The following is a 22,020-nucleotide window of genomic DNA, read 5'->3' as shown; positions in this document are numbered from 1 at the left end:
ATCTCGGACACGTGATCGTTATGCCGCGAGGGCGTGCTGGTGCCGCTGCCTGGTCTCGGCCGGGGTGAGGTAGCCGAAGGTCTTGTGCTTGCGCAGGCGGCGGCGGTTGTAGAAGGTCTCGATGAAGTTGAAGACCTCGGCGCGGGCGGTGGCCCGGTCGGGCCAGGTGCGGGTGCCGATCTCGTCCTTGAGCAGGTCCCAGAAGCTCTCCGCGGCGGCGTTGTCGAAGCATGATCCGGTGCGTCCGCAGCTCTGCCGCAGCCCCAACTCTCGTATTCGTGCGCGGAATGGGGTCGACGTATATTCGCTGTCATGATCGCTGTGGATCACGCAGCCGGGCTCCAGTCCGACTCGGCCGTGGGCCATGTCGAGTGCGTCGACGACGAGCTCGGCGCGGTGGTGGTCGGCCATGGCGTAGCCGACGACCTCGCGGGTGGCCAGGTCCAGCCAGCAGGCGAGGTAGAGCCAGCCCTCGACGGTGGGCAGGTAGGTGATGTCGCCGACCAGCTTGGTCCCGGGGCGCTCGGCGTGGAAGTCGCGGCCGATCAGGTCCGGGGCCGGCTTCGCCTTCGCGTCCGGCCGGGTCAGGGAACGCCGCCTGCGCCGGGTGACGCCGCGAACGTCGCGTTCACGCATGATCAAGGGGCGGACCGGGAGTCGTTTGCCGCGGCGATTGACGCCGACATCACCGTCCATCTCGCGCGTCGGCTCCACAGGTGCTGAACGAACGTCTGCTGGGCCCGGACCGACAACGACCCCGTCCCGAGACTCCCCGTCTGCTGAGGGCGGCGGGGGCATGACGGGGCGGTGACGGGCCCGCCCCCGGGCAGGCACCGCCCCCCCGTCGCGGGCGTCAGAGCGCGCTGAAGCCGCTCTCCCCCGGTCGGCGGCAGCCAGTGATGGCCGCCAGGGGGATTCCCCCGATGAAATCCATTTCCTGGGTGGGGCCGACGGGACCGATGACGGCCGCGGTCGCGGTCTCCAGGGACGTGCTGTTGGCGTAGACCGTCGGCTTGGTCAGGATCTTGCTCCGCGCAGGCGGCGCGGCGAATTTGTGCCAGCCGCTGACCTGGATCTGGTAGAGGTACCGGTCGTTGCTGGCGTACCCGCCGCAGTCCTCGTCCAGCGCCGTGGAGACCAAGGTCGGCTTGGGGCTGCTGACATGGGCCCGGGCGTAGGCGATCGGGTCCTCAAGGAACACGGCGAGTTCGGTCGCGACGGACGTGTTGTTGCGGGACCTCATCCCGTTCGCCTGCCGGATGACCTCGGGAGAGCGCCCATCGGCTCGGAAGACGACCAGGCTTGCCGATTCGGCGAGCGTGTACCCGTGCGCGGGGGTGTCGGACTGTTCCTGCGCGGGCTCCGCGGCGGCCGACGTCTGCCCGGCCGAGTTGGTCTGGTCGGTGCTGGAGGTCTGCGCGGCCCCGCCGAGCCTCAGGTGGTCGGGCTTGTTCGGTACGGGCGGCGGCTTCCTTTTCCCGTCGGTGGGCGCGGTCTGTACGGCGACCGGGCCGCCGCGACCCTCGTGGGCGGCACCGGCGACGGGGGCAGTGCGTGGCTCCACGGCGCGTTGCACATCGAGCTGGTCGGCGCTGCGGAGCATCTGGACGACCGCGGCGTTGCCCGCAGCGGCCTGTAGGCCGAGCAGGCCATGCTGCGGGGGCGGGGCGGATACGGGCCGACGGGCAGGGATACGGCTGTTGCCCGCCCCGGTGTGAGAGCTGGCCTTCTCGTGATCGTGCACGGGAGTCCCTCTTCTGGCGTGAGATCGTCAACTTCCCTGGATACGTGGCGGGGAGACGCTGGCGCAAGGTGCGGGTGGGCAGCATGCGGTGACCGGACGGGCACATCCGATGCCGCGATGATCCGCGTGTGGGCCGGCCTGTTCCCGCCAGGGGGAGAACAGCCCCCGGGGCTCAGGGTGCAGCTGCTCGTAGACGTCATCCGGCACGTTGCTGCGCAGTTCGTGTCGGGCCGCGCCCGAATCCTGAGCGTTCATGGCGTCTCTCCTCCTGGTTCGGGGAGCTGGCAGGGCAGGTGCGGCGGCGAAGCAGCAGAGGTCTTGGCGGAACAGCTGCTCATCCGGCGTCTCCCACGGTGGCCCGTGGCAGGTCGCCGGTTCACACACGCGCTCTCGGCCGGCCCGGCGCCCGGCGGCGCTCGTCTTGTCACCAGCAGCCCGCAAAGCAGGACCGGTGTCACCAGCTCCGGCGCTCTAGCCAGTCGCCGGAGCTCCCCGCGCCCCCAGTGGCCGGCTCAGCACGTCCTGTCCGGCGCTCCCGGTGACAACTGGCCTGCCTTGGTGACAGCTATCGTGCTTCGGCTCACGTCATCAGCCGCGCAGCTGGACACTCCCGCCACCCAGGCGACGCAGAGGACCACGGTGAGGTAGCTCCGCCGGCTATGCCTAGTACGGAACATACACTTCCTCGATCCATGTGATCTTGACTTCGATATCCTTCTGCCCGTCCGGGAAGACCCGTTTCACGGCATCCGAGCCTGTTTTCATGATCGGGTAGCTGCTCCCCTTCTTGGACCCGTCGTCCGACAGGCTGCGGGTGGCCGAGGCTACCGTCATCTTGTTGGAGACCACCGCGCTCACCTGGCCGACGAGTCCTCCGTGGTCCCACTCCGAGTCGCTCTGAGGGGGCCTGCAGGACACCCCGAGCAGCTCGTAGTCGAGGTTGTAGGAGCCGAGCGCGAGACTCGCGGGGCTGGCTCCGTAGATTCCGGAGGTGAAGAATCCGGTGAAGTCCGTGAGTCCTTCCCATGCCTTCGCGATCCGGCCGTCACCAGGGGGTCGCTGGCTGCGATGACGGTCTTGGTGCCTTTCGGGCGGCCGAGCGCGCCGTAACCGGTGACGACCTGGGTCGCGTCGGCCGGGGCGCCCAGCTCCACGGCCTCGAAGCGCCACGCCGCCCACGCAGATCGGGGCGCCGGCCGGCACCCGCAGCACTTCCGCCCGCCCAGGTGCAGCAGGCCGGGCGGCGGGTGGCCGGGGCTGCTCTGCCAGGAGGTGCAACACCTCCCGAGGGGCAGGTCGAGCCCGGCCAGGGTCTGCGCGGTGGTCCGCAGCAGGCCCGCGAGCGCTGCCGACGTCATGGAGTGGCCCATGACGGCCCCGATGAACAGCGCGACCCGGCTGCCGGGCAGCGGTTTGTGTCGTACCGGTCGCCCCCGTCGAGGAGTGCGAAGACGTCGAAGCGGTGGACCGCGGGTTCCGGGGCGGCGGGGTCCCGGTTGACGACGAGCAGTGACTCGGAGCCGTCCGGCAGCCCGAAGAGCGCCTGCTTGCGGCGGAATCTGCGCTTCCAGGGGCAGGCACGGGCGAGTCGGCCCAGCGTGCCGCTGATGCGGGCCGCGACCACCCCGGGGACGATGTTGCCTACGTCGTCCGTCATGGGCGCGCGGGCCGCCGGCGCCGGGTACCGGTGCCCGACGGGCCGTGGCGAAGAGGTTCCTGACGAGGCCATGGCGAATTAAGCTGCCCGGACGGTCTTTCCCTGGAGGTGCGGATGCGTCGCCCTGTCGCACGGAAACTGGCGGTCCTGGCGGTCTCGGCCGCCGTGGTGTCGGTGGGGGCGGCGGCGCCACCCACCGCCCCCACCGCCCAGAGCGGACCCGCCGCTCCGAAGACGCCGGTCGCCGTCGGGTACGGCGGCGCGGTCGCCAGCGTCGACCCGGACGCCTCCGCAGCCGGCATCGAGGTGCTGCGGGGCGGCGGCAACGCCGTCGACGCGGCCGTCGCCACCGCCGCCGCCCTGGGCGTCACCGAGCCCTACTCCGCGGGCGTCGGCGGTGGTGGCTACTTCGTCTACTACGACGCCAGGTCCCGTACCGTGCGCACCATCGACGGCCGCGAGACCGCGCCGCTGACCGCCGACGAGGGCCTCTTCACGGAGAACGGCAAGCCGATCGCCTTCGCCGACGCCGTCAGCAGCGGCCTCGCCGTCGGCACGCCGGGGACCCCCGCCACCTGGCAGGCCGCCCTCGACCGGTGGGGCAGCCGGGGGCTCGGCTCCGTGCTGAAGCCCGCCGAGCGCCTGGCCCGGCACGGCTTCACCGTCGACGAGACCTTCCGTTCCCAGACCGCCGCCAACGAGAGCCGGTTCCGCCACTTCCCGGACACCGCCGAGCTGTTCCTGCCCGGCGGCGAACTCCCGGTCGTCGGCTCCACGTTCAAGAACCCCGACCTGGCCCGCACCTACAGGGAGCTGGGCCGCGAGGGCGTCGACGCGCTCTACCACGGTGAACTCGGCGAGGATGTCGTCGCGACCGTCAACAAGCCGCCCGTCGACCCGGACTCCGGCTGGAACGCCCGCCCCGGCGACCTGTCCGCCAAGGACCTCGCGGCCTACGAGGCCAAGGTCCAGGCGCCCACCCGCACCTCGTACCGCGGCCTGAACGTGTACTCCATCGCGCCGTCCTCCTCCGGCGGCACCACGGTCGGCGAGGCCCTCAACATCCTGGAGCGCACCGACCTGTCGACGGCGGGCAAGGCACGCTACCTGCACCGCTTCATCGAGGCGAGCCGTATCGCCTTCGCCGACCGCGGGCGCTGGGTCGGCGACCCGGACTTCGAGGACGTACCGGCGAGGGAGCTGCTGTCGCAGCGGTACGCCGACTCCCGCGAGTGCCTGATCCGGGACGACGCGGCGCTCACCAGCCCGCTCGCCCCCGGCGACCCGCGGCACCCGGTCCCCTGCGCGGCCGGTGGCACGGCGGCGCCGACGACGTACGAGGGCGAGAACACCACGCACCTCACGGTGGCCGACAAGTGGGGGAACGTCGTCGCCTACACGCTCACCATCGAGCAGACCGGCGGCAGCGGCATCACCGTCCCCGACCGGGGTTTCCTGCTCAACAACGAGCTGACGGACTTCTCCTTCGCCCCGGCCGACCCGGCCGTCCACGACCCGAACCTGCCCGGCCCCGGCAAGCGCCCGCGGTCGTCGATCGCGCCGACGATCGTCCTGGACCGGCACCACAAACCGGTCGTGGCGGTCGGATCACCCGGCGGCGCCACCATCGTCACCACCGTGCTCCAGACGCTCACCGGCTTCCTCGACCGCGGACTCCCGCTGGTCGACGCGATCGCGGCGCCGCGCGCCAGCCAGCGCAACGCCGCCCAGACCGAGCTGGAGCCCGGCCTCTACGACAGCGGTGTGCGGGAACAGCTCGAGGCCCTCGGCCACTCCTTCAAGCTCAACCCCGAGATCGGGGCGGCGACCGGTGTGCAGCGGCTGCCGAACGGCAAGTGGCTGGCCGCCGCCGAGAAGGAACGACGCGGCGGCGGCTCGGCGATGGTGGTGTGGCCCACCCGGTAGCAGGGCGGGTCACACCCCGGGGACGGGCCGCTGCTGCGTGCGGAACGCCAGCCGCCCGTCCTCGACGTCGACCGTCACCTTGCCGCCCTCCGTGACGCGGCCGTCGAGCAGCAGCCGGGACAGCTCGTTGTCGACCTCGCGCTGAATGGTGCGGCGCAGCGGACGGGCACCGTACTCCGGCTGGTAGCCGCGCTCGGCGAGCCAGTCCACGGCGGCGTCGGTGAAGCCGACGGTGATGCCCTGGGCGTGCACCATGCGGCGGGTCTGCTCCAGCAGCAGGCCGGTGATCTGCCGCAGCTCCTCGCCGCTGAGCTGGCGGAAGACGACGATCTCGTCGATCCGGTTGAGGAACTCGGGCCGGAAGTGCTCGCGCAACGGGCGCAGCACCTGCTCGCGCCGGGCCTCCTCGTCCGCCTCCGAGCCGCCGGGCCCGAAGCCGATGCCCGCACCGCGCCGGGTGATCACGTCGGAGCCCAGGTTGCTGGTCATCACGACGACCGTGTTGGTGAAGTCCACCGTCCGGCCCTGCGAGTCGGTCAGCCGGCCGTCGTCCAGGACCTGGAGCAGGATGTTGAAGACGTCCGGGTGCGCCTTCTCCACCTCGTCCAGCAGGAGCAGCGAGTACGGGTGCCGGCGCACCACCTCGGTGAGCTGGCCGGCCTCCTCGTGGCCGACGTAGCCGGGCGGGGCGCCGACCAGGCGGCTGACCGTGTGGCGTTCCTGGTACTCGCTCATGTCGAGCCGGACCATCCGGTCCTCGCTGCCGAACAGCGCCTCGGCCAGTGCCCGCGCCAGCTCGGTCTTGCCGACGCCGGTCGGGCCGAGGAAGAGGAAGCTGCCGATGGGCCGGCCGGGGCTGGACAGTCCGGCGCGCGAGCGCAGCACGGCGTCGGAGACGACCCGTACGGCCTCGTCCTGGCCGACCACCCGTTCGTGCAGGTGGGACTCCAGCCCCAGCAGGCGGTCCTTCTCCTCCTGGGTGAGGCTGCTGACCGGGATGCCGGTCTGCCGGGACACCACCTCGGCGATGGACTCGGTGCCGACCACCAGGTTCAGCCCTTCGTCGGCCTCGTCGCCGCCGTCGGCCTCGGTGATCCGCTGCTTGAGCTCGGTGATCCGGTCGCGCAGCTGCGTGGCCTGCTCGTACTGCTCGTCCGCGACCGCCTGGTCCTTGTCCCGGACCAGCTGCTCGACCTCGCGCTCCATGGTCCGTACGTCCGTGCCCTTGGTGCGCGCCCGCAACCGCACCCGGGCGCCGGCCTGGTCGATCAGGTCGATCGCCTTGTCCGGCAGCCGGCGGTCGGTGAGGTAGCGGTCGGACATCTCCACGGCCGCCACCAGGGCCTCGTCGGTGTAGCGGACCTGGTGGTGGGCCTCGTAGCGGTCGCGCAGTCCGCGCAGGATCTCGATCGCGTCCGCGGTGGTGGGCTCCGGTACCAGGATCGGCTGGAAGCGGCGCGCGAGGGCCGCGTCCTTCTCGATCCGCCGGTACTCCTCCAGTGTGGTGGCGCCCACGATGTGCAGCTCGCCGCGGGCCAGGGCTGGCTTGAGGATGTTCCCGGCGTCCATCGAGCCGCTCTCGCCGCCGCCACCCGCGCCGACGACCGTGTGCAGCTCGTCGATGAAGATGATCAGCTGGTCGGAGTGGGCGCGGATCTCGCCCACGATGGTGTTCAGCCGCTCCTCGAAGTCGCCCCGGTAGCGGGTGCCCGCGACCACACCGGTCAGGTCCAGGGCGACCACCCGGCGCCCGACGAGCACGTCGGGCACGTCGTCGTCGGTGATCCGCTGCGCCAGCCCCTCGACGATGGCGGTCTTGCCGACGCCCGCGTCACCGATCAGGACGGGGTTGTTCTTGCCGCGGCGGGAGAGCACCTCCACGGTCTGTTCGATCTCCTCGTCCCGCCCGATCACGGGGTCGATCCGACCCTGCCGGGCCAGGTCGGTGAGGTCGCGGCCGTACTTGTCCAGGGTCGGTGTGTTCGTGGCCCCGGGCCCCTCCGCGCGGCCCTTCGCGGCGTCGGGGGGCTCCGTCGGGAGTCCCGAGGGCGAGAACCGGGCGGCGTTCAGGATGTGCCCGGCGGCCGAGTCCGGGTTGGCGGCCAGGGCACTGAGCACGTGCTCCGGGCCGATGTACCCGGTCCCGGAGGCACGGGCCATCTCGTGCGCGTCCAGCAGGGCGCGCTTGACCGCGGGGGTCAGGGAGAGCGACGTCGGCGGCGGGACCTCGCCCGGCGGGTGCTGCACCGGGCCGGTCCGCTCGTCGATCTGCGACGCCAGCGAGTCGGGATCGGCACCGGCGCGGCTGAGCAGTCCCCGGGTCGGCTCGGTGGCGAGCGCGGCCCGCAGCAGGTGCTCGGTGTCCAGGTCCCGGCTGCCGTGCTCGGCGGCGTACTGGGCGGCGCCGCGCACCAGCTCCCGGGCCGGCTGGCTCAGCAGCCTGCCGATGTCGATCTGCCGGGGCCTGGGCCCACCGAAGAAGCGTGCCAGGAATTCCGCGAACGGGTCGCCCTCCGGGCCCATGAAGCCGCTGGTCATCGTTTCCGGTCCTCCGCTGCTTCGCTGATCGACGTGCCGGGGCCGGGTAACCCGGCCGGCGTGCGGTCATGCCCAACATGACACGTTCTGTTCCGGCGGGCATGTCCGGGAACCCGGGCGGGCGGAGGGCTCCGCGCGGGCCTCGCGGAGGTCTCAGAGGCCGTCGCGCGACGTCAGGACGCGGGGACCGGCCTCGGTGATCGCCACCGTGTGCTCCACGTGGGCCGCCCGGGAACCGTCGTTCGTGCGCAGCGTCCAGCCGTCCGGCGCCGCGTGGTAGTCGTCCCGGCCGCCGCCGGTCAGCATGGGTTCGATGGCGATGACCATGCCGTGCCGCAGGGGCAGCCCGCGTCCGGGGCGGCCCTCGTTGGGTACCCCCGGGTCCTCGTGCATGTGCCGGCCGATGCCGTGGCCGCCGAAGTCGTCCATGATGCCGTAGCCGGGCGCCCGGCACACCGTGCCGATCGCGTGCGAGATGTCGCCGATGCGATTGCCGACGACGGCCGCCTCGATGCCCGCCGCGAGGGCCCGCTCGGCGGTCTCGACCAGCGCGACGTCCGCCGCGCGCGGGGTGCCGACGATGAAGCTGATCGCCGAGTCGCCGGCCCAGCCGTCCAGTGTCGCCCCGCAGTCGATGGAGACGAGGTCCCCGTCGCGCAGCCGGTAGCCGTCCGGGATGCCGTGCACGATCGCGTCGTTCACCGACGCGCAGATGACGGCCGGGAAGGGCGTCGGCGCGAAGGAGGGCCGGTAGCCGAGGAAGGGGGAGCCGGCGCCCGCCTCCCGCAGTACCTCGTGCGCCACCTCGTCCAGCTCCAGCAGGGAGACGCCCACGTCGGCGGTCTTCCGTACGGCGGCCAGGGCGCGCGCGACGACCTGGCCGGCCGCGTGCATGGCGTCGATCGATGTGTCTGTCTTGAGTTCCACCATGCCAATTACTATACCGGTATTTTTATTGGGGTCCGGTACGGGAAGCCGGTATTAGAATGACGCCATGGTGCGCACACCCCTGACCCCCGAAGAACACGAGCGCGGCGAGCGGCTCGGGAGCCTCCTCCGCGCGGCACGCGGCGAACGCAGCATGACGGAGGTCGCCGCCGAGGCCGGCATCTCCGCCGAGACCCTGCGCAAGATCGAGACCGGCCGGGCGCCCACCCCGGCCTTCTTCACCGTGGCAGCGCTGGCCGGCGCGCTGGGGCTGTCCATGGACGAGCTGGCGGGGAGGTGTGTGCCCGCCGCGCTCTGAGGGCGGCACCACTCACCCAGCGGAGTGCGAAACATGATCGACACCGCGCCGTGACGACGATGGCCTTGGCAAGCCCCTCCGGCCAGGCTTACGTTCGTCCCTCTACGGCCTGCTCTACGGGCGTAGAGGCTCTGACGTCGTGTCGAAGGAGCAGCTCATGGCCAACGTCGTACGTGCCGCTCTCGTCCAGGCCACCTGGACCGGCGACACCGAGTCCATGGTGGCGAAGCACGAGGAGCACGCCCGCGAGGCGGCCCGGCAGGGCGCCAAGGTCATCGGCTTCCAGGAGGTGTTCAACGCCCCCTACTTCTGCCAGGTCCAGGACCCCGCGCACTACCGCTGGGCCGAACCGGTGCCCGACGGCCCGACCACCCGCCGCATGCAGGCCCTCGCGCGCGAGACCGGCATGGTGATCGTCGTCCCCGTCTTCGAGGTCGAGCAGTCCGGCTTCTACTACAACACCGCGGCCGTGATCGACGCCGACGGCACCGTCCTCGGGACCTATCGCAAGCACCACATCCCGCAGGTCAAGGGCTTCTGGGAGAAGTTCTACTTCCGTCCCGGCAACCTCGGCTGGCCGGTCTTCGACACCGCCGTCGGCAAGGTCGGCGTCTACATCTGCTACGACCGGCACTTCCCGGAGGGCTGGCGGCAACTGGGCCTCGGCGGCGCCCAGCTGGTCTACAACCCCTCCGCCACCCACCGGGGCCTCTCCGCCCACCTGTGGCGCCTGGAGCAGCCCGCGGCGGCCGTCGCCAACGAGTACTTCGTCGCCGCGATCAACCGGGTCGGACAGGAGGAGTACGGGGACAACGACTTCTACGGGACGTCGTACTTCGTGGACCCGCGCGGACAGTTCGTCGGCGAACCCGCCAGCGACACCAAGGAGGAGCTCGTCGTCCGCGACCTGGACTTCGACCTCATCGAGGAAGTGCGGCAGCAGTGGGCCTTCTACCGCGACCGCCGCCCCGACGCCTACGAAGGGCTGGTGCAGCCGTGACCAGGGACCTGCTCGGCCGGCACCGCGCCGTCCTGCCCGACTGGCTCGCCCTCTACTACGAGGACCCGCTGGAGATCACGCACGGCGAGGGACGCCACGTCTGGGACGCCGCCGGCAACAAGTACCTCGACTTCTTCGGCGGCATCCTCACCACGATGACCGCGCACGCCCTGCCCGAGGTGACCAAGGCGGTGAGCGAGCAGGCGGGGCGGATCATCCACTCCTCGACCCTCTACCTCAACCGGCCGATGGTCGAACTGGCCGAGCGCATCGCCCAGGTGTCCGGCATCCCGGACGCCCGCGTCTTCTTCACCACCTCCGGCACCGAGGCCAACGACACCGCACTCCTCCTCGCCACCGCCCACCGGCGCAGCAACACCGTCCTGGCGATGCGCAACAGCTACCACGGCCGCTCCTTCAGCGCCGTCGGCATCACCGGCAACCGCGGCTGGTCCCCGACCTCCCTGTCCCCGCTCCAGACGCTGTACGTCCACGGCGGCGTGCGCACCTGCGGCCCGTACGCGCACCTGGACGACCGGGACTTCATCGACGCCTGCGTCGACGACCTGAAGGACCTGCTCGGCCACACCCGCGCGCCCGCCGCGCTGATCGCCGAACCCGTCCAGGGCGTCGGCGGCTTCACCTCCCCGCCCGACGGCCTGTACGCGGCCTTCCGCGAGGTGCTGCACGAGCGGGGCATCCTGTGGATCGCCGACGAGGTGCAGACCGGTTGGGGCCGCACCGGCGAGCACTTCTGGGGCTGGCAGGCCCACGGGCGGAGCGGTCCGCCGGACATCGTGACCTTCGCCAAGGGCATCGGCAACGGCATGTCCATCGGCGGCGTCATCGCCCGCGCCGAGATCATGAACTGCCTGGACGCCAACAGCATCTCCACCTTCGGCGGCACCCAGGTCACCATGGCGGCGGGCCTCGCCAACCTCACGTACCTGCTGGAGCACGACCTCCAGGGCAACGCCCGGCGCGTCGGCGGACTGCTCATCGAGCGGCTGCGGGCCGTCGCCGCCCAGGTGCCGCACGTGCGCGAGGTGCGCGGGCGCGGACTGATGATCGGCATCGAGCTGACCCGGCCCGGCACCGACACCGCCGCCCACGACGCCGTGTCCGCCGTACTGGAGGAGGCCCGCGCCGGCGGCCTGCTCGTCGGCAAGGGCGGCGGCCACGACACCAGCGCCCTGCGCGTCGCCCCGCCGCTGTCCCTCACCGTCGCGGAGGCCGAGGAGGGCGCCGCGATCCTCGAACGCGCGCTGCGGAGCCTGTGACCGCCGTGCACTGAGCGCGGGACCGGTCGCCGTGGTCGTCCCCGACCCGTCGGCCACCCCGCGCCGCCCGGCCGGACACCCGCACCACCCGGAGCAGCCGGCGGCGGCCGGCGGCGGCGAGTACGCCGTCGACCCGGGGCGCGGCCGAGGCCCGTGACCACCGGCGGCCCCACCGCGGCCGGGCCCCGGGCCCGTACGCCCCGCCGACCGCGCCACGACAGGAGGGAACAGCAGCATGAGCACCCGTACCGCCATCCGCGGTGGTCTCGTCGTCACCGCCTCCGACGAGATCCACGCCGACGTCCTGATCGAGGACACCCGCATCGCCGCCCTCGCCGCGACCGGCACACCGGCCGCCGAGGCCTTCACGGCCGAGAGGGTCATCGACGCGACCGGCAAGTACGTCATCCCGGGGGGCGTCGACGGCCACACCCACATGGAGATGCCCTTCGGCGGCACCTACGCCTCGGACACCTTCGAGACCGGCACCCGGGCAGCGGCCTGGGGCGGTACGACCACCATCGTCGACTTCGCCGTCCAGAGCGTGGGCCACTCCCTGCGCGAGGGCCTGGACGCCTGGCACGCCAAGGCCGAGGGCAACTGCGCCATCGACTACGGCTTCCACATGATCGTCTCCGACGTGAACCAGGAGACGCTCAAGGAGATGGACCTGCTGGTCGAGGAGGGGGTCACCTCCTTCAAGCAGTTCATGGCGTACCCCGGCGTCTTCTACTCCGACGACGGCCGGATCCTGCGCGCCATGCAGCGCGCCGCCGGGAACGGCGGGCTGATCATGATGCACGCCGAGAACGGCATCGCGATCGACGTCCTCGTCGAGCAGGCCCTGGCCCGGGGCGAGACCGACCCCCGCTACCACGGCGAGGTCCGCAAGGCCCTGCTGGAGGCCGAGGCGACCCATCGCGCCATCAGGCTCGCCCAGGTGGCCGGCGCACCGCTGTACGTCGTGCACGTCTCGGCGCAGGAGGCGGTCGCCGAGCTGACCCGGGCCCGCGACGACGGGCTGAACGTCTTCGGCGAGACCTGCCCGCAGTACCTGTTCCTGTCCACCGACAACCTCGCCGAGCCCGGCTTCGAGGGCGCCAAGTACGTCTGCAGCACACCGCTGCGCCCGCGCGAGCACCAGGCGGCGCTGTGGCGGGGGCTGAGGACCAACGACCTCCAGGTCGTCTCCACCGACCACTGCCCCTTCTGTTTCAGCGGGCAGAAGGAACTGGGCCGGGGCGACTTCTCCCGGATCCCCAACGGCATGCCGGGCGTCGAGAACCGTATGGACCTGCTCCACCAGGCCGTCGTCGACGGGCACATCAGCCGCCGCCGCTGGATCGAGATCGCCTGCGCCACCCCGGCCCGGATGTTCGGCCTGTACCCGAGGAAGGGCACCATCGCCCCGGGCTCCGACGCGGACGTGGTGGTCTACGACCCGCACGCCGAGCAGGTGATCTCGGCCGAGACGCACCACATGAACGTCGACTACTCGGCGTACGAGGGCAGGCGCGTGACCGGCCGTGTGGAGACCGTGCTCTCGCGGGGCGAGCCGGTCGTCACGGAGCGGGAGTACACCGGGCGCACGGGCCACGGCGTCTACACCCCCCGCTCCACCTGTCAGTACCTCACCTGACCTCATTTAGGAGCGGTGCAGATGGACTTCGGACTCGTCCTGCAGACCGACCCGCCGGCCTCCCGCGTCGTCAGCCTGATGAAACGCGCCGAGAGCAACGGGTTCCGGTACGGCTGGACCTTCGACTCCGCCGTGCTGTGGCAGGAGCCGTTCGTGATCCACAGCCAGATCCTGGCCCACACCACGACACTCAAGGTCGGCCCGATGGTCACCAACCCGGGCACCCGCGCCTGGGAGGTGACCGCCTCCACCTTCGCCACCCTCAACGACATGTTCGGCAACCGCACTGTCTGCGGCATCGGCCGCGGCGACTCCGCGATGCGCGTCGCCGGGCGCAAGCCCGACACCCTGGCCCGTCTGGGCGAGGCGATCGGCGTGATCCGCGACCTCGCCGAGGGACGCGAGGCCGAGGTCGACGGGCAGCCGCTGCGCATCCCGTGGGTGAGGAACGGCAAGCTGCCCGTCTGGATGGCGGCGTACGGGCCGAAGGCGCTCGCCCTCGCCGGGCAGAAGGCCGACGGCTTCATCCTCCAGCTCGCCGACCCGTACCTGACCGAGTGGATGGTGAAGGCCGTGCGTGCCGCCGCCGCGGAGGCGGGGCGCGACCCCGCCTCCGTCACCGTCTGCGTCGCCGCACCGGCGTACGTCGGCGACGATCTGGCGCACGCGCGCGAGCAGTGCCGCTGGTTCGGCGGCATGGTCGGCAACCACGTCGCCGACCTGGTCTCCCGCTACGGCGAGCACTCCGACCTGGTCCCCGAGGCGCTCACGGCGTACATCAAGGGACGGCGCGGCTACGACTACAGCCATCACGGCCGTGCCGGCAACCCGTCCACGGACTTCGTGCCCGACGAGATCGTCGACCGGTTCTGCCTGCTCGGCCCGGCCGAGGCGCACATCGAGAAGCTGAGGGCACTGCGCGAGCTGGGCGTCGACCAGTTCGCCGTGTACGACATGCACGACGCGCAGGAGACGACGATCGACGCGTACGGCGCGCAGATCATCCCGGCGCTCGACATCTGACCGGAACCCCCTGTTGCCGGCGGGCCGCAGGCGTGTGTGAGCGCCCGCGGCCCGCACCCGCCTACCGGGCCGCGCCGAAGTCCTGCGTCCAGTAGGAGCCGGGCTGCGCGAGGCCGACACCTATCTCCTTGAACCCGCAGTTGAGTATGTTCTCGCGGTGGCCGGGGCTGGACATCCAGCCCGCCATCACCTTCTCGGGAGTGGCGTATCCGTAGGCGACGTTCTCGCCGTAGGTGCTCCAGGCGTAGCCGGCGCTCGTGATGCGGTCGGCGGGGGAGGAGCCGTCCGAGCCGGAGTGCGACATGGTGCGGCTTGCCGCCATGTCCTCGCTGTGGGCCTGCGCGGCCTTGGTCAGGGCGGAGTTCACCGTCACCGGGGAGCAACCGGCCTTGCCGCGCTCGGCGTTGACGAGTTCCACGACCCTGGCCACGTCACCGGAGGCCGGGGTGGTGGCCGTCGGCGTACTCGGCGGGACCGGGGCCGCGGAGGACGGGGCGGCGGCCGGGGGCGTCGGCTTCGCGGTGGGGCGGGAAGCGCCGGCGGTGGGCTCGGCGGAGCCGGTGGACGGCTTGGCGTTGCCGGTGGACGGCTTGGCGGAGGGGGCCTTGGGAGCCGTCGTCCCCGGCCTGTGCGACGGCCGGGTGTTCCGGTGCTCGGGCGCCCCGGACTTCGACGCGCCCGCTGTGGCGGTGGGCGCCGCAGAGGGCTCGCCGTCCTGGTGGCTGCTCCACTCGCGGTACCAGTCGGCGTCGGCCCACCTGTCCTTGGCCGCGACCGAGGTGGCGGTGGTCCGCAGGTCACCCTCCTCGCCACCGGGCCAGTCGGCACAGGCCAGGGCGACGGAGGGTATGCCTATGGCGCCCACGGCCAGTGCCGCGACGACCGGCCGCCGGTAGTGCTGCTTGTGGCGATGCTTTCCCATGCGTGACCTCACTCGTTGCGACATCCTGGGGTGCGGTCATTCTTGGGACGAGCCGCCTCGGAGGGCAAAGGGCCCTCGTACTACTCCGCTTAGTAGGCTCCGTGGCCCCTTGCGCCGGGCGGACGGGCGTGCCGACCCGATCTTCGAGGGTGCCGGTGGGTGCTGCTGCCCCGTCAGAACGTCGGCGCCCGCGTGGAACCGCCGACTCTCCCGCACGGCCCGGACCGCCACCCGTACCGACCCGCGCCCCGTCTGCGGCAAGCCGGACAAAGTCCTATATGTCCCCGGGAAGCCGTCTACTAAGGTGCCCGGATAGATCGGTAAGCGGCGTGACGGATGTCACGGAACCTTGGATTCCGGATCGGCGTCACCGCGTGGCGCACCCCGCCCCGGCGGCCTGCCGCGGAGGGGGCCGGCGCGGGCTGGGCACGGTGCGGCGCGGGCTGGGCACGGCGCGGGGCGGCTACGGCTGTCAGCCGCACGGGAGCCAGAACCCGGCCGTCGCCGTGGCCTGAACTGGCATCCGGCCGCGGCTCGGGTCAGTCCTGCCCGTCCGCCAGGGCGGCCACCGCCTCCTTGGCCGCCTTGATGGCACCCTTGTTGATCTCGGTCGTACCGGGCGCCTTCTTCGACTCGAAGTCACTGCCGTTGTACGTGATCATCACCAGGGCGTTGGACGCGCGGACCAGCACGGTGCCCTCGCGGGTCTCCTGCTTGTCCTCGGTGGTGAGGTTCACGACGGAGTAGGCCGCGTCGCCGAGCCCCGGGACCTCGCCTCCGCCGCTCCGGTCGGCGACCCGCTCCTGGTACGACTTCTGCGCCGCCTCGTCCGACTCCATCACCTCGAAGGAGACGTCGAGCCAGCGGTAGTCGTACCCCTTGAGCGCGTTCCAGGAACAGGTGCGTCGCACCTCGGTGTCCGTCGACGGGATCTCCTTGCCGGCCGCCTTGGCGGCCGGCACCAGCGAGGTGACCGTCTTGCCGGCCAGACTCCCGCACGGTGCCGGGGCGGCGGCGTAGGTCTTCGTCGCCGCCTGCGTCGCCGGTGCGGAGGCGGACCGGTGAGCGGTGTCGGGAGGTGTCCTGTCCTTGGCGGCCGGTGATGTGTCAGGCCCGGACGACAGTGCCCAGCCCGCCGTGGCGAGCACGGCGACCGGGGCCAGGCGCGCGGTCAGGGCGAGGGGCAGGGGAAGAGAACGCACGGCGCACTTCTCGTGGGGATGGTGCGGAGGGGGGTCCGCACTGCGGACGGGACGCCAGTGTCACATGACTCACCGTGAGGCGGAAGGGCGAACTCGGTGCGTGCGCGCGTGGTGACGCAGGCGTACGGCCGCCTTCCGCGCGGACGGCCCTGCGCCGGGCGCCCAGTGCACCGCCGGGACGGCGCGGATGCGGCAAGTCGGCGGCGTCGCCCACGAGTCGGGACCGCCGAGGGCGCGCACCCGTCAGGGCACCCGTGCCGTCCACCCGGGGGAGCCGAACTTGGTTCGCGCCAACTCCCGTGCCCGGCCGAGCTCGTCGTCGGTCACCTTCCCCCGGGTCAGCCCGTACCGGCCGCCGAAGGAGGAGATCATCCGCTCGATCACGGCCTCGCGCGCCAGCCCGGTCTGCCGGCGCAGCGGGTCCACCCGCTTCTTCGCGCTCTTGATGCCCTTGTCGGAGAGCTTCTCCCGCCCGATGCGCAGCACCTCGAGCATCTTGTCTGCGTCGATGTCGTACGACATGGTCACGTGGTGCAGGACGGCGCCCGGTCCGCCGTCGTGGCCGAGCAGGCGCTTCTGAGCGGCGCCCGCGATCTTGCCCTGGTCGGTGGCGATGTCGTTCAGCGGCTGGTACCAGGCGCGGATCCCCATCTCGCCGAGCGCGCCCAGCACCCAGTCGTCGAGGTAGGCGTAGCTGTCCTGGAAGGAGAGCCCCTGCACCAGCGCCTCCGGCACGGACAGCGAGTAGGTGATCGTGTTGCCGGGCTCCACGAACATGGCGCCGCCGCCGGAGATCCGGCGCACCACCTCGACGCCGTGGCGCTCGGCGCCCTCGGAGTCCACCTCGTTGCGCAGCGACTGGAAGCTGCCGATGATGACCGCCGGGGCGCCCCACTCCCACACCCGCAGTGTCGGAGGACGCCGCCCCGCGGCGACCTCGGCGGTCAGCACCTCGTCCAGCGCCATGTGCAGGGCCGGGGACTGGGGGCCCTCGTGGATCAGCTGCCAGTCGTAGTCCGTCCAGTCCGTGGCGTGCGCGAGGGCACGCCGTACGGCGATACCGACGCCCTCCGAGGTCAGCCCGTACATCACGGTGCCCTCGGGCAGCGCCGCGTCGATCCGCGCGGCGAGTCCCGCCGCGTCGGTGTCCGCCGGGGCGCCCTCCAGCGCGCGGTTCACGGCGTCCAGCGCCTCGTCCGGTTCCAGGAAGAAGTCACCCGCCACGCGCACGTGCCGCAGCACGCCGCCCTCGGCCTCCACGTCCACGACGACCAGCTTGCCGCCGGGGACCTTGTACTCACCGTGCACCGATCCGCCTCCGTTTCCGCACAGGAGGGGCAACAGCGACGGTGACGCCGGTGTTCCCGGGGCGGACGGCCTCCTGCGCCGGGCGGTCCGGTCCGCCGGCATCCGTCAGGTGATGCCGCTGGGAGCCGGGCTGGACACGCGCCACCCCGGTGAGGCGCCGGCCGGTCCTGTCGCCGCGCCCCGGCCCGAGCCGGTCACCACCGTTCCGGTCCCTGTCACGACCGGGTGGGCAGGACCCGGCGCAGCCACTTCAGGCGGGCCTCCCGCGCGTCGCGGGACAGGACGGCCCCGGGGACGAGGAAGTCGAAACCGTGGAAGCCCCCGGCGAACACATGCAGCTCCGCGTCACCACCGGCCGCCCAGATCCCCGAGGCGTAGCCGACCACCTCGTCCCGGAACGTCTCGGCGGATCCGGCTTCGAGGTACGTGGGCGGCAGTCCCGACAGGTCCTCGGCGCGGGCCGGCGCGGCATAGGCGGGCACGTCGGCGGTGCCCCGGCGCGCGCCGAGCACATGGGACCAGGCGGCCTCGTTGGTGGCTCGGTTCCAGCCGCCCGTCGCCGCGAACTGGACGGCGGAACACGTGTCGTTGCGGTCGTCGAGCATGGGGCAGACCAGCATCTGCCCCACCGGGCGCAGGTCCCTGCCGTCCCGCAGGCGCAGGGTCAGCCCCGCGGCCACGGCGCCGCCCCCGCTGAAGCCGGTGACGAGGACGCGTTCCGGGTCGATGCCCGCCTCCCGGCCGCGGGTGGCGATCCAGGTGATCCCGGCCAGAGCGTCGTCCAGCGCCGCCGGGTAGGGGTGTTCGGGGGCCAGGCGGTACTCGGCCGACACGACGGCCGCTCCCAGCTCCTCCGCCCACTCCAGGACGTAGTCCAGGTGCTGCCGGGCATGGCCCATGACCATGCCGCCCCCGTGCAGGTAGTACAGGACGGGCAGCCTCCCCCTGGCACCGGTGGGCCGGCACACCAGTAGGGGCACGCCGGCGGTGCCGCCGCCGGCCGCGGGGGCGAGGTGTTCCTCGACGGTGAAGGCGCCGTCGCGGCGCAGCTCGGCCAGGGTGGGCGCGGGTGCGGCCGCGGCCCGCAGCCTCTCGATCACCTCATGGGTGAGGGTGATGCGCAGGGCGTCGATATCGATCGCCGCGGCGAGTTCCGGGTCGACGGGAGGTGGTGTGACGGGCATGGCTGTTCTCCGGAAGCGGTCGGTGGGGCCGGGCAGCGGGATCGTGTACGACGCTCCGCGCCGACGCGGAACCCTCTTGCCGACCCGGCAAGACGCTCCCGTCACACCCGGTCTTCGGCCTCGTCGCCCCCGGCGGTCTCCTCCCACGAGGTGACCACGCGCATCCGCTCCCCCTGGGCCCCGAAGAGACTGAGGAACTCCACCGGCTGCTCACCCGCGTTGCCCAGCGCGTGCGGCAGCCGGGTGTCGAACTCCGCGGCTTCCCCGGCCGCCAGGACGACCTGCCGGGGGCCCGCCGTGATGCGCAGCCGCCCGTGCAGCACGTAGACCCAGTTGTGGCCCTGATGGGTGTGGAGTCCCTGCCCCGAGGCGGTGGTCGTCCCCGGCGGCAGTACGTGCTTGTGGGCGTGGGGGCCGCCGTAGTGGCGGACCAGGGGGACGACCGTCTGGTCCTGGCCGGGTACGGAGACGGGCCGCAGGTGGACGCGCGGGTCACCGGTCACGGGCGCGCCGACGAGTTCGTCGAGCGGCAGGCCGTAGGCGGCCGCCAGGGGGAGGAGCAGATCGAGGGTGTATCTGCGCTGTCCGGACTCCAGCCGCGACAGCGTGCTCGGCGAGATGCCGCTGCGCGCGCTGATGTCGTCCAGGGTCGCGTGACGTTGCTGCCGCAGAGTCCGCAGACGCCCGCCGACCGTGCGCAGTACCTCCTCCAGCTCGTCGTGGTTCACGCCCCCATCTTGCCAGGTCGGCAAGAGGCCTTGGGGGCCGTCGGCGGCCGGCCGGAAGATCGCCGCCGAACGAGAGGAAAGGTATGAACACCATGGAACACCACCCGATCCACGACGTCATCGTGATCGGGGGCGGCGCGGCCGGCCTGAACGCCGCGCTCACCCTCGGACGCGCCCGGCGCACCGTACTGCTGGTCGACGCCGGACGGCAGCGCAACGCTCCCGCGCACCGCATGCACAACTACCTGGGCCACGAGGGCATCGCTCCCGCCGACTTCCTGGCCCTCGCGCGTCAGGAGGTCGCCCGTTTCGGGACGCGCGCGGTCGACGCGTCGGTCGTCGCCGCGAAGCGGGCCGGGGACGGGCTCTTCGAGGTCGTACTCGACGACGGCACCGTCGTACGGGCACGCCGCCTGCTCCTCGCCACCGGCCTGGTGGACGAACTGCCCGACGTGCCCGGCGTGGCCGAGCGCTGGGCCCGCGAGGTGCTCCACTGCCCGTACTGCCACGGGTGGGAAGTGCGTGACGGGGCGATCGGTGTGCTGGCCACCGGTCCGGTCGGGGTGGAGCAGGCACTGCTGTGGAGTCAGTGGAGCGACGACATCACTCTGTTCACACACACCGGACCGCGGCTCGACGACACGGCCCGCGCACGTCTCGCCGCGCGGGACGTGCGGGTGGTCGAGGGGGAGGTGTCGCACCTGGACGTGGCGGAGGGGCCGCTGCGCGGTGTGGTGCTGTCCGACGGGCGCCGGTCGGACGTCGGCCACCTGGTGGTCGCGCCCCGCTTCACCGCCCGGCTCGACGGGCTCGACGGCCTGGGGCTGGAGACGGCGGAACTCCGCCTCTTCGGGCAGGTCGCGGGCAGCCATGTCGTGTCGGACCCGCAAGGAGCGACGAGCGTGGCCGGTGTGTACGCGGCCGGCAACGTCACCAGCCTCACGGAGACCGTGATCGGTGCGGCCGCCGCCGGACTGAGGACGGCGGCCGCGGTCAACCTGGATCTCATCACCGAGGACACCCGGCGGGCCATCGCGGCCCCGGCCGTGCCCGGCGTGTGACGCGGGCGCACACGGCGGTGCCGTGAACGCCGGGTCCCACGGCGGCCGTCGAGCGGACGGCCGCCGCGGGACCCCTCCTCACGGGCGCGGGCGGCGACCCGTCCTGAGGACCAGTACCGTCGTGAGGCCGGCCATGACGGTCAGCGCGCCGGCGGTGAGGAAGGCCGCCCGGACTCCCGGTACGAACGCGCCGGGCACGGCTCCGGCGGCGTACACCGACACGATCACGGCAAGCCCGATCGCGCCGCCGAGCTGCTGGGTGGTCTGCAGCAGCCCGGAAGCCGACCCCGCGTGCTCGGGTTCGACATCGCCCACCACCAGGGAGGCCGCGGGCATGAACGTCAGCCCCGCGAACACCCCGTTGACGAGCAGCGGGCCGAGCACGGCGCCGGCGTAGGAGTCGGCGGTGCCGACACCCGCGAGCCATACGTAGCTGACGGTGAGGCCGAGCGTTCCGGTGACCAGCAGGGGTGCCTGGCCGAAACGGGCGAGGAGCCGGGGCGTGACCCGGGACATCACGAAGATGCCGAGGGTCATGGGCACGAAGGCGAGACCGGCGTACAGCGGGCTGAAGTCCAGGACGCGCTGGAGGTACTGCACCACGAGGAAGAAGATCGACATCTGCGAGCCGAAGACCAGGGTGGTGACGGCCAGTCCGCCGAGCCGCCGACGGCTGCGGAGCAGAGCCGGCGGCAACAGCGGGACGGACACCCGTCGCTCGGTCACCACGAGCACGACGACGCACACGACGCCGATGGCGAACCCGGCCGCTGTCCGCGGCGAGGCCCAGCCGTGATCCGGCGCTCCGGTCAGGGTCCAGACCAGGGCCACCGCCGCACCGGTGGCAGCGACGGCCCCCACCGTGTCGAAACGGCCGGGGCGGCGCGGGGTCTCCGTGACGAAGCGCCGGGCGAGGACGAGGACGGCCAGGCCGAGGGGGACGTTGATGAACAGCGTCCAGCGCCATGTTCCGTACTCGGTGACGAGCCCGCCGAGGACGAGGCCCAGGGTGCTGCCGCCGATGCTCACGGCGGAGAACAGCGCCAGCGCACGGTGCCGGGCGCTTTCGTCGGGGGCGTTCGTGGTGAGCAGGGCGAGCACACTCGGGGCGGCGAGCGCGGCGCCGACGCCCTGGGCGGTCCGGGCTGCGATCAGCAGTCCGGGGGTGTCGGCGATGCCCCCGGCGAGCGACGCGGCGGTGAAGAGGGCGAGGCCGGTCTCGAAGACGCGCAGCCGGCCGAAGGTGTCACCGAGGCGCCCGCCCAGCAGGAGCAGTCCGCCGAAGGCGAGGGTGTAGGCGTTGAGCACCCAGGACAGTCCGGCCGGGCCGAGGCGGAGTCCTGAGCCGATGCGGGGCAGCGCCACGTTCACGATGGTGGTGTCCAGGGCGAGCATGAGCTGTACGACGAGGACGACGGCGATGCCGACGGCCGGAGAGCGGGTGCTTCGGGGAGTGGGACGGCCGGACGGAGTGCCGGCCGGCGGGGCGGGGGCGGGGCGGGTGGAGGACATGGACCGTTCGACTTCCGGGTCGGAGGAGTGGGGGCTGCGGGAGGTGGGCG

The 22,020-nt window shown here is 72.3% G+C and carries 18 protein-coding genes and 2 pseudogenes; 7 read left to right on the top strand and 13 right to left on the bottom strand.

Going from position 1 to position 22,020, the window contains the following annotated elements; translation table 11 throughout:
- Positions 1–18: 18 nt before the first annotated feature.
- From KUM32_RS06215 to KUM32_RS06195, 5 genes and pseudogenes are all read right to left on the bottom strand, one after another.
- Positions 19–636, bottom strand: a complete 618-nt coding sequence (locus KUM32_RS06215; RefSeq protein WP_217140783.1) for an IS3 family transposase — start codon at positions 634–636, stop codon at positions 19–21.
- A 217-nt stretch (positions 637–853) separates the two neighbouring features.
- Positions 854–1,603, bottom strand: coding sequence for a hypothetical protein (locus KUM32_RS06210; RefSeq protein WP_217140782.1), 750 nt, complete (start codon positions 1,601–1,603; stop codon positions 854–856).
- A gap of 804 nt (positions 1,604–2,407) precedes the next feature.
- Complete coding sequence (locus tag KUM32_RS06205) at positions 2,408–2,593, bottom strand: hypothetical protein (RefSeq protein ID WP_217140847.1); 186 nt, start codon at positions 2,591–2,593, stop codon at positions 2,408–2,410.
- 137 nt (positions 2,594–2,730) lie between these two features.
- Positions 2,731–3,179: pseudogene (locus KUM32_RS45210) on the bottom strand (SpoIIE family protein phosphatase); the annotation flags it as partial.
- Positions 3,180–3,401 (bottom strand): annotated as a pseudogene (locus tag KUM32_RS06195) (hypothetical protein); the annotation flags it as partial.
- Positions 3,402–3,515: 114 nt separating this feature from the next.
- Between KUM32_RS06195 and ggt the strand changes: the two are divergent.
- Positions 3,516–5,327, top strand: coding sequence for a gamma-glutamyltransferase (gene ggt / locus KUM32_RS06190; RefSeq protein ID WP_217140781.1), 1,812 nt, complete (start codon positions 3,516–3,518; stop codon positions 5,325–5,327).
- A gap of 9 nt (positions 5,328–5,336) precedes the next feature.
- Here ggt and KUM32_RS06185 read toward each other — a convergent pair whose 3' ends face one another.
- Together KUM32_RS06185 and map are read right to left on the bottom strand one after the other, a co-directional pair.
- Positions 5,337–7,865: an ATP-dependent Clp protease ATP-binding subunit gene (locus KUM32_RS06185; RefSeq protein WP_217140780.1), complete on the bottom strand. Its 2,529-nt coding sequence runs from the start codon at positions 7,863–7,865 to the stop codon at positions 5,337–5,339.
- 153 nt (positions 7,866–8,018) lie between these two features.
- The gene (map, locus tag KUM32_RS06180) at positions 8,019–8,795 is read right to left on the bottom strand and encodes a type I methionyl aminopeptidase (RefSeq protein ID WP_217140779.1); all 777 of its coding nucleotides are present in this window, start codon (positions 8,793–8,795) and stop codon (positions 8,019–8,021) included.
- Between the two features lie 64 nt (positions 8,796–8,859).
- Between map and KUM32_RS06175 the strand changes: the two genes are divergently transcribed.
- From KUM32_RS06175 to KUM32_RS06155, 5 genes are all read left to right on the top strand, one after another.
- Positions 8,860–9,111, top strand: coding sequence for a helix-turn-helix domain-containing protein (locus KUM32_RS06175; protein WP_217140778.1), 252 nt, complete (start codon positions 8,860–8,862; stop codon positions 9,109–9,111).
- A gap of 157 nt (positions 9,112–9,268) precedes the next feature.
- Positions 9,269–10,111, top strand: a complete 843-nt coding sequence (locus KUM32_RS06170) for a nitrilase-related carbon-nitrogen hydrolase (RefSeq protein ID WP_217140777.1) — start codon at positions 9,269–9,271, stop codon at positions 10,109–10,111.
- Positions 10,108–11,391 (top strand): aspartate aminotransferase family protein, encoded by a 1,284-nt coding sequence (locus tag KUM32_RS06165; protein ID WP_217140776.1) that lies wholly within the window; start codon positions 10,108–10,110, stop codon positions 11,389–11,391. The genes KUM32_RS06170 and KUM32_RS06165 overlap by 4 nt, the downstream gene beginning before the upstream one ends.
- A 235-nt stretch (positions 11,392–11,626) precedes the next feature.
- Positions 11,627–13,030, top strand: coding sequence for a dihydropyrimidinase (gene hydA / locus KUM32_RS06160; protein WP_217140775.1), 1,404 nt, complete (start codon positions 11,627–11,629; stop codon positions 13,028–13,030).
- 21 nt (positions 13,031–13,051) lie between these two features.
- Positions 13,052–14,053 carry a TIGR03842 family LLM class F420-dependent oxidoreductase gene (locus tag KUM32_RS06155; protein ID WP_217140774.1) on the top strand — a complete coding sequence of 334 codons (1,002 nt, stop codon included), beginning with the start codon at positions 13,052–13,054 and terminating at the stop codon, positions 14,051–14,053.
- A gap of 61 nt (positions 14,054–14,114) precedes the next feature.
- On the opposite strand, the gene KUM32_RS06150 is transcribed toward KUM32_RS06155, so the two are convergent.
- The 5 genes from KUM32_RS06150 to KUM32_RS06130 all read right to left on the bottom strand — a co-directional run bounded on the left by KUM32_RS06150 (position 14,115) and on the right by KUM32_RS06130 (position 19,397).
- Positions 14,115–14,975: a CAP domain-containing protein gene (locus KUM32_RS06150; RefSeq protein ID WP_217140773.1), complete on the bottom strand. Its 861-nt coding sequence runs from the start codon at positions 14,973–14,975 to the stop codon at positions 14,115–14,117.
- A gap of 539 nt (positions 14,976–15,514) precedes the next feature.
- The gene (locus KUM32_RS06145) at positions 15,515–16,177 is read right to left on the bottom strand and encodes a hypothetical protein (RefSeq protein WP_217140772.1); all 663 of its coding nucleotides are present in this window, start codon (positions 16,175–16,177) and stop codon (positions 15,515–15,517) included.
- Positions 16,178–16,420: 243 nt separating this feature from the next.
- On the bottom strand, positions 16,421–17,485 hold the full coding sequence (locus KUM32_RS06140) for a lipoate--protein ligase family protein (RefSeq protein ID WP_217140771.1): 1,065 nt from the start codon (positions 17,483–17,485) through the stop codon (positions 16,421–16,423).
- Positions 17,486–17,700: 215 nt separating this feature from the next.
- On the bottom strand, positions 17,701–18,669 hold the full coding sequence (locus tag KUM32_RS06135; RefSeq protein ID WP_217140770.1) for an alpha/beta hydrolase: 969 nt from the start codon (positions 18,667–18,669) through the stop codon (positions 17,701–17,703).
- 101 nt (positions 18,670–18,770) lie between these two features.
- Positions 18,771–19,397 (bottom strand): helix-turn-helix domain-containing protein, encoded by a 627-nt coding sequence (locus KUM32_RS06130; RefSeq protein WP_217140769.1) that lies wholly within the window; start codon positions 19,395–19,397, stop codon positions 18,771–18,773.
- Between the two features lie 83 nt (positions 19,398–19,480).
- Between KUM32_RS06130 and KUM32_RS06125 the strand changes: the two genes are divergently transcribed.
- Positions 19,481–20,458, top strand: a complete 978-nt coding sequence (locus KUM32_RS06125; RefSeq protein WP_217140768.1) for an NAD(P)/FAD-dependent oxidoreductase — start codon at positions 19,481–19,483, stop codon at positions 20,456–20,458.
- Positions 20,459–20,536: 78 nt separating this feature from the next.
- Here the strand turns inward: KUM32_RS06125 and KUM32_RS06120 are convergent.
- A partial coding sequence (locus KUM32_RS06120; RefSeq protein WP_217140767.1) for an MFS transporter occupies positions 20,537–22,020 on the bottom strand: 1,484 nt, incomplete at its 5' end.

It is taken from the genome of Streptomyces sp. AC627_RSS907, from assembly GCF_019049165.1.
The sequence above is the reverse complement of the archived record's forward strand: the minus strand, read 5'-3'. Positions and strand labels throughout refer to the sequence as shown.